1 protein-coding gene is annotated in these 11,460 nt (G+C 63.9%); it reads left to right on the top strand.

Annotated features, from left to right (window positions below; translation table 11 throughout):
* Nucleotides 1-2: 2 nt before the first annotated feature.
* Nucleotides 3-11,459 (top strand): Ig-like domain-containing protein, encoded by an 11,457-nt coding sequence (locus ACIQ39_RS05045; RefSeq protein ID WP_396433517.1) that lies wholly within the window; start codon nt 3-5, stop codon nt 11,457-11,459.
* Nucleotide 11,460 lies beyond the last annotated feature (1 nt).

Genomic DNA, 11,460 nt, shown 5'->3' with positions numbered 1-11,460 from the left:
CCGTGACTGCCGAATCCGGTGCCAGCACGGTGGTGCGCTTCACGCGCAGTGGTGGTGGCTCGCTGAGCAAAACCCTGACTGGTACAGGAGCAGCCCAAGCGGTGGTCTTGAGCGCAGACGATTTGCGCACTTTGGGCGATGGCACGGTGAACGTGAGCGCACTTGCCACCGACGCAGCAGGCAACGTCAGTTTGGCAGGAGCCAGCAGCTTCACGCTCGACACCGTCAAGCCCGACACCCCCACACTGGTCTTGGGCGCGGGTGTGGGCAACGGTGCCACCATGGCCGAGGCCACAGCCACAGGCGGCGTGCTGACCGTGACTGCCGAATCCGGCGCCAGCACGGTGGTGAGCTTCAGCAAGGGCAGCGCCAGCGTACGCAAGATCTTGACTGGCACAGGAGCGGCTCAAGCCGTGGTCTTGAGCGCAGACGATTTGCTCAGCTTGGGCGATGGCACGGTGAACGTGAGCGCACTTGCCACCGACGCAGCAGGCAACGCCAGTTTGGCGGGTGTCAGCAGCTTCACGCTCGACACTGTGGCCCCTAACCTCAGCAGCAGCACAGGGCCGGGCACGGCGCTCAGCACCGTGGCAGGCAGCGCAGGCAACAGCGTTGGCAAGAGCATCACCCTGACCATCCCCTTTGACGGCCCAGTGCACGGCTTGACCAGCGGCACCAACAGCACGGTATTTACGGTAGCTGGCACGGGTGTGAGCGCCACTTGGGGCGGTAGCAACGGCAGCACCACACGCACCCTCACCTTCACAGTGCAGGCGGGCCAAAACGGACAAGCCAGGGTTGATGAAGCAGCCCTCAAAGCCGCCTTACAGGCGGGCATCAGGGACGCGGCGGGCAACGCCTTCAGCCACACCCTGAACGGCGGCAACATCCCCGATATCGACAGCACCGCCTTGCCGGTGATCGACACCACCGCGCCTATGGCCCCCACTGTGGTCTTGGGCGCGGGTGTGGGCAACGGAGCCACCGCTGCAGAAGCCACAGCCACAGGCGGGGTGCTGACCGTGACTGCCGAATCCGGTGCCAGCACGGTGGTGCGCTTCACGCGCAGTGGTGGTGGCTCGTTGAGCAAAACCCTGACTGGTACAGGAGCAGCCCAAGCGGTGGTCTTGAGCGCAGACGATTTGCTCAGCTTGGGCGATGGCACAGTGAACGTGAGCGCACTTGCCACCGACGCCGCAGGCAACGCCAGTTTGGCGGGTGTCAGCAGCTTCACGCTCGACACCCTGGCCCCCAAGACCACCATTGCCGCCCTCACTTTGAGCGCCGACAGCGGCTCCAGCGCCACCGACTTCGTCACCCGCGAGTCAACACAAATGCTGAGCGGCACACTCAGTGCGGCTTTGCAAACGGACGAAAAAGTGCTGGTCTCGACGGACAATGGCAACACCTGGACTGCCGCCACCCTGAGCGCAGACCAACGCAGCTGGCGCGCAAGCGGCGTGAGGCTCTCGGGCAGCCAAAGTTTGCGCGCCAAGGTGCAAGACAGCTCGGGCAACGATGGCAGCGTTTACAACCAAGCTTATGTTCTGGACAACACTGCACCCAAGCTCAACTTGAAGGGCAGCGACGCCGCCGAGAACCACAGCCTGGTCCGCACCCCAGCCACAGCTGGCACGGCCATTCGCCTGACCGGGGTTGACAACGATGGCATCAGCCTCACCGAAGCCAGCGATCGCTTGAGCCGCATCACACTGCGCGTGAGTGGCTTGCAAAATGGTGCCAAGGAAATCATCACCGTCCATGGTGCAACACCCTCAGACCTGCCTGCCGATGGCAGCGCACTGCCTGTCAGCCTGAGGCTGAACAACGCGACCCAGACCACATGGCGGGTGACGCACGCCAACGCCGAATTCAGCTTCACGCCCATCGATGATCTGGGGGCACCCATCACCGCGAGTGTCAGCACCGTGGCATGGTTGCTCGATGCGATCGGGTACAAAAACACCGCCGCTGTTGTGCTGGAGGGCATTCGGCAATTTTCCTTCAGCATCACCGACGAGGCCGGCAACATCAGCAACACGGCCACCGCCAGCCTGACGGTCAACGCGGCGAGGCCCGCAGCGGCCAGCAGCAGCCCGGTGCTCACGGCAGACGCCGACGGCGACGGCGTCAAGGGCGATCAGTTCACCCTGAGTTTCAGCGAGGCGGTGGCCACCAGCGCCATCACCACCGTGGGCAACTGGACGCTCAGCGGCTCGCGCACTTTAGGCACGGGCGCCACCATCACGGCCATCAAGCCCGTGACCGTGGATGGCGTGAGTTTTGCCAGCCAATACTTGGTGACAGGCGGCACGGGCCGCAGCTACACCACAGGCACCACCTTGACACTGGCCGCGGCCAACGTGGTGGGCGCGGCGGGCGCGGCCACCGACACGGCAGCGGGGCCCGTGGTGTTCACCATGACGGACATCGTGGCGCCGCTGGTTGTGACCGCGCCCTTGTATTTGTCGGGCGATAACTGGGTGAACAACACCGAAGCGACTGCTGCGGGTGGCTTTGCCACGGCTTTCACCTTCACCGCCAACGCCGACAACGCCAGACTCCGCTACTACCTCAATGGGGTGGAGCTGGCGGGCAAAGCGGCCACGCTCACCTCCAGCCAGACCAGCCAGAGCCTGACTCTTTTGCCTGCAGACTTCACGGCCCTGAGTGACGGCCGCCACATCCTGACGGCGCGGCTGGAGGACAGCACCAGCACCTCAGGCGGCAGTGTGGGCAACCTGGGGGCCATGTCCTCGCCGCTGGTCTTCACGCTGGACCGCGCGCTCAGCCAGGGCCTGGCCAGTGCGCGCCTGAGCACCGACGCCAACAGCAATGGCGCGGCCGATGCCGGAGACAGGGTCACCCTGGTCTTCAACGAAGCGGTGAACATCACCGCCAGCAGCTTGCCGGCCGCCTTTGGCACCGGGGCCACGGTGGTTGCCGTGGGCGCAGGCTTTGGCAGCACGGCTTTTTCAAACACCTGGACCGTCACCCTGGGCACGTCGCCCAGCCTGGTGGGCAGCCAGTCGGTCAGCTTGACCACGGTCAGGGACGTGGCGGGCAACACCGGCACGGTGACCGCGTCCTTGCCTGCCGATTTCCTGGACACGCCCTCGGTCACGCAAGTGGCCAATGTCACCGCCGACAACGTGATCGGCAGCAGCGAAAGGGCCGCGGCTCAGACCATCACCGTCAACCTCAGTGGCGCCAAGACAGGCGATGTGGTGAAGCTGTTCATGGACGGTGTGCAGGTGGGCAGCAATCTCACCCTGGGCGAGGCCGAGCAAACCAGCCAGAGCGCCGCCTTCACCGTGGCGGCCCACGCCTGGGGCGCCGATGGCGAGCGCATCCTCACCAGCAGCATCCAACGCGGCAGCGGGGCCGTGCAGAACTCACCGCAGCGCAGCGTGGCGGTGGCAGCAGACGGGGCGCACTGGGCCGCATCGGGTGTGCTGTGGCTGGACCCGGACAGCCTGATGGCGGGCAGCACCATCACGTCGTGGGCACCCTCTGCGGGCCAGGGCACGGCCAGCGCCAATGCAGGCAGCTTCAGGGTGATCGCAGCCAACACGGGCGCCAATTACGTGGTGTTCGATGGCAGCAACTGGATGAGCTTTTTAAGCAGCACCCTGGCCGGCGCAAGCTCAACGTCGGTGTTCAGCACTTTTCAGCTCAACCAGACCCCTGGCTCGCTCTACCCCAGCCTCTACCACCTGGGCGGTTGGAGCCAATCGCCCAGTGCGAGCAACACCACCTCCAGCTTTGGCGTGGAGTTTCAAAACAACGCCCGCATTCAGGCAGGCAACTGGCCCACCGGCACCTACACGAGCACGGGCACCAACGGCCTGATCGTGGGCGCGGCCACCACGCTGTCGCAAATCTGGGACTTTTCACAGGGCACGGCCAGCGCGCAACTCAATGGCGAGCCCTACGCCAGCCGCAGCGCAGGGACAGCGACCCGCTTCGCGTCCAGCGACCTCAACGGCTACCTGGGCATTTTTGGCGACCGCGACTCCGGCAACACCCGTTTCAAAGGGCAATTTGGCGACCTGATCGTGGCCACCAGCGCGCTGGGCAAGGCCGCCGCCGAGGAAATCAACACCTACCTGAGCGTCAAATACCAGTCGGTCGGCACACCGGTGACCCACACCAGCACGGCTCAGCTCAGCGGCGTGAGCACCGCTTGGGTGTACGACCTGGGCAGCAGCGGCAGCGCATTCATAGACCAAACATTGGATCTGCGCGCCCTGCCCCGCGCGATTGACGCCTCGGGCATCACAGTGATCACTGCAGGCCGCGACTGGGTGGCCACCGGTGCAGGCCCCGACACCGTGTACCTCAAAGACCTGAACTTCCGCAGCATCGACGCGGGCCAAGGGCAAGACCGTTTGGTCCTGGACAGCAGCTTCCAAGGCCCCGCCAACTGGGTGCTGGCCGACTTTGTGAGCAATGCCCGTGGCAACTCGGGCAATGGCGCAGCTGCACAAGCCAATGCGCGTGTGAACGCCGCAGGCTTTCACAAGCTCGCAGGCTTTGAAGTGCTGGACCTGAGCCAGTCAAAGGCCCCGCAAAACCCGCTGGTGAGCGCCGCTGACGTGATGCAACTGAGCGACACCCAAACCCTGCAGGTGCTGCTCGGTGCCAACGACAGCATCAGCGCCACCGGCTTTGCCAGCGCCACGCCCACCTGGGGCTTTTACAGCCGAGGTGGCGTGGTGTACGACCAGCGCTGGAGCTTGAACCAAGGCGAGAAAACCTACACCTTGTATGCGGGCGGTAGCAGCATCGCAGGCCAGATGCCCGAGGGTTTCACCTTCAAAGCCGGTGCCACTTACGGTGACGACCTGCTGGTTGGCACAGCCAGCCAAAACCTGCTGCAAGGCTGGCTGGGCAACGACACCTTGACCGGTGGTGCAGGGGCCGACATTTTCCGATTCGTTCGGGGCGATGTGGGCGCAGACACCATCACCAACTTCTCACGCGGCCAAGGCGACAAGCTCGACCTTTCAAGCCTGCTGTGGTCCAGCGTCTCCAGCCAAACACCGCTGAGCGAGCTGGCCAATTACCTCAACTTATTCACCCAAGGAGACGACGCCTGGCTGCGCGTGGACCTGACGGGCAGCGCCAACTGGAATGCCGCTCACTGGGTGGTTCGCCTGAGCGGCGCCAACGTGGCGGGCAACTTGCTGGACGCCAGCCTGGCCAGTTTGCTGGCCGAGCGCGTGCTGGTGCTCAAAGACGGTGAGGTGGGCGCGCCATGGCAAGCCCACCCGTCGGACGTTTCGGGGCAAGTGCAGCTGGTGGTGCAGGCCATATCGCCGCAAGTGCTGCGCGCCGACGCCAGCGCCCTCCAAGACCCCGCAGGGCGGGGCCTGGTCAGCTACCAGTGGCAACGCTCGAGCGACGGCTTGAACTGGCTCGATGTGACGGGCGCCAACACCGCCAGCCTGAGTCTGGACAGCGCTTTGCTGGGGCAGCGCGTGCGCGCCTTGGCGCAGTACACCGACGTGCTTGGGACACGCAAGGCCAGTGCGTCTGAGGCTTACATGGCCATGCCCGACGCTGACATCGCCAACGTGGTGGTGCAAGGCCCGGCCACGCTCACCAATGCGCCTGTCCATTACGTGCTGACGTTCAGCGCCAGCTTGTCGCGCGAGCCCCTCGTGGAAGACTTTGTCGCCTTGCATGGCCGTGTGACGGACTTGAGCAAAACAGCCGACAAAACCTACCGCATCACCCTCACCCCAGAGGCGGGGCTCAGTGGTGTCACGCCCGTGCTGGGCTTGGCCGGCACCGGCCTCTCGGATGCCAGTGGCCGGGTGCTGCCGCGCACCGACATGGGCTTTGCGAATGCGCCCCAAATTGACACCTTGGCCCCGGCGGCACCGGGGGTGCCTCAGCTGACATCAAGCCACACGGCGGGCTACCACACCGCCGATGCCACCCCCAGCTTGCAGGGCCAAGCCGAGCCTTTGGCCACCGTCACGCTGGTGCAGACGATGGGCGGCGTGAGCAGCGCCGCAGGCACGGCACAGGCCAACGCGCAAGGAAAGTGGCAGTGGACGGCGCCTGCCAACTTGGCCGATGGCAACTACCAATTCACAGCCTGGCAAACCGACCTGGCAGGCAACGCCGGTCCTCAAAGCGCGGCCCTGAACATGACGGTGGACAGCCAAGTGAGCGCGCCCACCCTGGTCGCCTTGCACGCCGAAAAGCTGGCCCGCTACGTGATGGTGCGCGCCAACCCCAGCACCTGGTCTGAAGCATACATGGGCATTTCTGAGGTGGAGGTGTATGCCAATGGTGTGAACGTGGCGCTGAACACCCGCTTCACCAAGTCTGCGCTGGCCACCCTGTACTACAGCGGCTCCTTGGTCAATGGCAACAAAACAGAAGGTTTCTGGCTCGGGGCCAGCAACTCACAAGACCAGTGGTACCAGGTGGATTTGGGGGCCCTTTATGCGGTGGACCAAGTCAAAATTTACGGCTACAACAACAGCGCTTCGCGCAATTTTGGGGTCATGATCAGCCCCAACAACATGGCCCCTGGCGGCAGCACCATCGCCTATGCGACGGTGGTGGCCGATCCGGCCGTGCGCTACGCGGCATTCAGCGAGGCGGCCAACAACACCACCGGTCTGAGTTTTTACCCCGGCACGCCCACCTTTTCGCCCAGCGGTTTGTTGCGTGGCACGGGCGAGGTGGGGGCTTTGGTAGAAATACTGGCGCAAGGCAGCAACACCGTGTTGAGCAGCACCACGGTCAATCTGCTGGGCGAATGGAAGGCGCAATTGCCCGCCTTGAGCGGCAACTTGTCGCTGCAGGCGCGCCAAACCGACCTCACGGGCAATGTCAGCGCCCAAAGTGCGGTGTTCAACCTGAGCATCAACGCCCAAGCCCTGGGCACGCCCATGCTGGACGCTGGCAGCGATACCGGCGTGCAAGGCGACCGCAAGACCGCCATCTCTCGGCCCAGCCTTCAAGGCTCTGGCGCTGCCAGCTTGGGGCTGCTTGAGGTGTACGACGGCGCTGTTGTGATGGGACAAACCACGGCCAATACGAGTGGGCAGTGGGCATGGACGCCCAGTGCAGCCCTGAGCGATGGCTTGCATGCCATCTCGGTCAGGCCCGCCTCGGGCAACGCCGAACAGGCCTCGCCCGCCCTTGTTTTGACCATCGAAAGCAGTTCCATCGCAGCGGTGGATTGGACCTTCGCGGGCAATCGGCAGGTCTGGGGGACCTCGCCTGTTTTGGATGGCACTGGGCTGCCGGGCGCAAGCATCACGGTGCACGCCACCAGCGCAGCCGATTGGCGTCAGTTCAGCACCCAGGTCAATGCGCAAGGGACTTGGCGCTTGGTTTTGCCCGTGGATGCCCATGACCCCTTGGCCTTGCTGCCGGACCGGGACTGGACCGTGGTGGCCCGGCAAAGCACCGATGTGGGGCAAAGCCCCCCATCACGCGCCTTGACCCTCACGCTGGACCAAACCGCCGATGTGCAACTGGCCAGCAGCAGCTGGCGCATCGACCGAGGCCAGCCCCATGTGCTGGACCAGGGCGATGTGGTGCGCCTGGACTTTGACCAAGCCGTTTTGCTCAGCGAGAACAACTTGCCCGCCACGCTGTTTGGCTTTCCAGCTTTTGGCAAAGGCGCTCGCGTGCAAGCCGTCAACCCCATTGAAGGCCTGGCCAGCAGCTGGGACGTGAGCTTGGGCGAGCTGCCCAATTTGCGTGCCTTTCAAACCCTGGAACTGAATGGCGTGCGCGACGCGGCAGGCCAGGTGAACAATCTCAGCTTCAATTTAGACAGCAACTGGCTGGCCAACGCGCGCATCACGCCCCTGGGCACGCAAGCGACTTACCAAGGCGTGCAGTTCTCCGGCTGGAGCGCGCCTTTTGCCAAACTGCAAATCAGCTGGGGCGGCCAGCTCAGCGAGACCTTTACGGCCGACAGTGCGGGCGCTTGGGGCTACAAGTTCTACGACATCGAATCCCTGTTCGGCCGAAAAATCCCCACCCCGGGCAGCAGCCACGAGGTGGCGCTCTACCAAGTTCAGCCCGACAACAGCAGCACCAAGCTGTGGAGCCAGCAAGCCAGCATTGATGTGCAAGCACCCACGGCGCTGAGCCTGCTGCCCACGCCAGCGAATCCGAGTGGCCAGCTCAGTGCAGGCCAAAGCGTGACCCTCCAGTTGCAGCTCAGCGAGGCGCCAGGGCTGGGTTTTGGCCTGGACAGCTTTGAGGTCAGGGGCGGCAGCTTGAGCCAGCTCAGTGGCAGCGGCTCGCAGCGCACGCTGGTGTTCACCGCCGACAGCAGCAGCACGCCCACGCTGGCCAGTGTGGGCTTGCGCGAAGGCCGCTTCATGGACACGGCAGGCAATGCCAGCGCCAACGCGCTGCGGCTGGAGTTGCCCGTGAGCACGGCCAATGGCGCGCCCTTGCGGCCCCTGACGCAAGAGCTCAAGGTGCGCGCCTCGCTGCCCGTCCAAATCGACTTGCGCGACCCGCTGGTGGACCTGAACACGGCTGAGCACAGGGTGCAAATCACCGGCCTGTCGGCGGGCGACAGCTTGAGCCACGGCAGCCGCAACGCCCAAGGCGTGTGGACCGTCGCGGGCACAGACCTCCACGCGCTGTGGCTGCACACCGGCAAAAACCAAACCGAGCAGCAGCTCAGCTTGGGCATCAGCTACCAACGCTGGGTTGACGGGAATTGGGTGAACCAAAGCCGCGCCGATGTGGCAGTCGACGTGCTGGCCTGGATTCAGCCGGCCAACAAAGGCGCGGTGGCGGCTTACCAACCCAACGACGACCATTCACCGGACACCAAAAATTTCACCCATCTCTACGAGGCTTGGAACTTTGGCCTGAAGTCGCTCTCGGGCAAGGGCATCACTGTGGAGGCTGAAGGTGGCTCCATCGTGCCCAGACTGGCCGATTGGTTTCAACCCGGCAATGTGTTGGCAGGCAGCGTCACCGGGAACACGGTAGACCATGGCACCACCGTTGGACAGTTCATTGCGGGCGACAAAAACAGCTCCTCCATGGTGGGCGTGGCCTACGGTGTCAACGTCCGCTGGGGCTGGACCTCGGTGGACCAAATGGACATCGACAACAACAGCTGGACCTGGGGCTATGGCCCGGCCAACTACGGCAGCAATGATGTCTTGTGGAGCGACCAAATCACGCTGGGCCGCCAAGGTTTAGGCAATGCCATCGTTTTTGCCTCTGGCAACGGCTACCAGTTTTGGAACACCGGCCTGATCCGCTCCACCAAAAATCCAGCCTACATCGTGGCCGGCTCGCTCCAGGTCAACGACGGCTACATGAGCGCGCACACCGTGACCGGTGAAGCCTTGACGGTACTGGCCCCCGGCGATGGCGGCACCAGCTTGGCATCGCCCTACGTCGCCGGTGTTGTCGCCTTGATGCTGGAAGCCAATCCAGGCCTGGGCTTTCGCGATGTGCACAGCATCTTGGCCTACTCGGCCCGCTACATGCCCAATGCCACGGTCTACAGCCCCGCCACCTGGCCCAACCCCAGCAGCGATGACGCCTTGTCTTTGAACAATGCCAGCAGCCTCAATGGTGTGGGCCTGCATTTTTCAATGCGCACGGGTTTTGGGGTGGTCAATGTGGGGCCGGCCGTGCGCATGGCTAGCGACTGGCTCAGGGCCGGCCAGGTGGCAGCCACCGTTCAGGGCTGGGAACACCAAACGCCCACCCAAAACCTGAGCCTCACGGTCCCAAGCGCCAAAGACCAAATGGTGCAGACCCAAATCACCATCAGTGACCGGGTCACCCTGGAGAGCATACAGATCGAAGCCGACGTGGCTGCACCCAACATCAGCTACATGCGCATCGTTTTGATTTCGCCCAGCGGCACAGAAAGCCCCATTTCCCACGGTGACATTCGCGGCACCGACTACGGCCACAGCTCTCGGCTGAAGATGACCAGCAAACACTTTTGGGGCGAGTCCACCGAAGGCACCTGGACCCTGCAGTTTTGGTACACCCAAGACGTGGCTTCGCCCGCGACCATTGCCAACCCCAAGCTGATTTACTTTGGCCAGCAAGACGCGGTTGACGACCGGCATGTCTACACCGACGAGTTCACCCAAACCCACGACGAGTACGCCAATGCCGCCGAGCAAAAAGCCATGCACTGGCTGGTCGACCGCAACGGCGGCACAGACACCGTCTTTGGCTCGGCACTGAGCACAGACCTGCAGGTGCACTTGGGTCGGCACGGCAGCGTCAAGCTGCAAGGCCACACCGTTCACATGGCCCCGGGCACTGTCATTGAAAACGCCTTTGGTGGCGACGGCAACGACGTGCTGATCGGCTCCGGGTCGAGCACCAGCGTGCTGCTGGGCAACATGGGCAGCGATGTGCTCATGGCCTACGGCCACAACGCGGTGCTCGAAGGCGGCGAGGCATCCGACTGGCTCTGGCTGGGTGGCAACGCCACCGGCCTAGGCGGCGAGGGCGCAGACAAAGTGTTGCTGCTCAAGGCCAAGGACAGCATCTTCAACTTGGCCAGCCTGCAAGCCAGGGTGGCCGACTTTTACCACCGGCAAGACCACTTCTTCAGCATCGACGGCAGCGGCCAGTACTCGGTGGCGCAGTTCAGCCCCGACGGCAGCACCATGACTTGGGCCAGCGTCAGCGACAGCAGCTTGATCAAGACCCTCAACGACCAGGCCGCCGCACTGAACGCGCCCCAGCCTGTGGCCGTGAGTGCCTCAGCGCAAGCCTTGACGCTGACCTTCGACCAAGCCATCGCCAACCCCAGCAGTGATTGGCATTCGCTGCAGTTTGGTGCTGGCGGCAGCGTCAGCGCCGTGCCCCAAAGCCAAGGCTTGCAGTGGCGCTTCAACTGGGGCCGCGCGCTGGGCAGCAGCGAGGTTTTGGATTGGAGCCCGGCAGGTCTTTATGACAGCTTGGGCGTGGCCATGCCCTACAGCAAGTTGTATTGGCAGTCGCAGGCCAATGGCACCATCAACGCCAACACAGAGACCACCGCAGTGGCCTTGTTCAACAACGGGGTCAACGGCCACTTGACGGCAGGCGCGGGCGACGACCTCTTGGTGGCCACCATCGCTGCCGCCACCAACACCCGCATGAGCGGCGGCGCGGGTGCCGACGAGTTCCGCTGGCTGAGCACACAGCCCCACTTGCTGACGGGGCGGGTGGACATCTTGGACTTCAAGGTGAGCGAGCAAGACCGCCTGAACCTGGACGGCCTGCTGGACACCCTTGGCGTGGACAAGACCCTGGACAGGTACTTGAGCGTGCACCAAACCCGCACGGACATTGCGCTTTTGTTTGATTGGACGGGCTCAGGCAACTTTGACGACAGTGCCTTTGGCATCTGGCTCAACGGTGCCGCTGAGCACGGCTTTGATACCTTGAACATCCAGCAATTGCTCAATGACCGGGTCTTGGTGTGCTGAG

Origin of the sequence: Limnohabitans sp., assembly GCF_044361645.1 — a bacterium.
GTDB lineage: Bacteria > Pseudomonadota > Gammaproteobacteria > Burkholderiales > Burkholderiaceae_C > Limnohabitans_A.
Note: the sequence above shows the minus strand (reverse complement) of the source record. Positions and strands in the feature narration are given on the sequence as shown.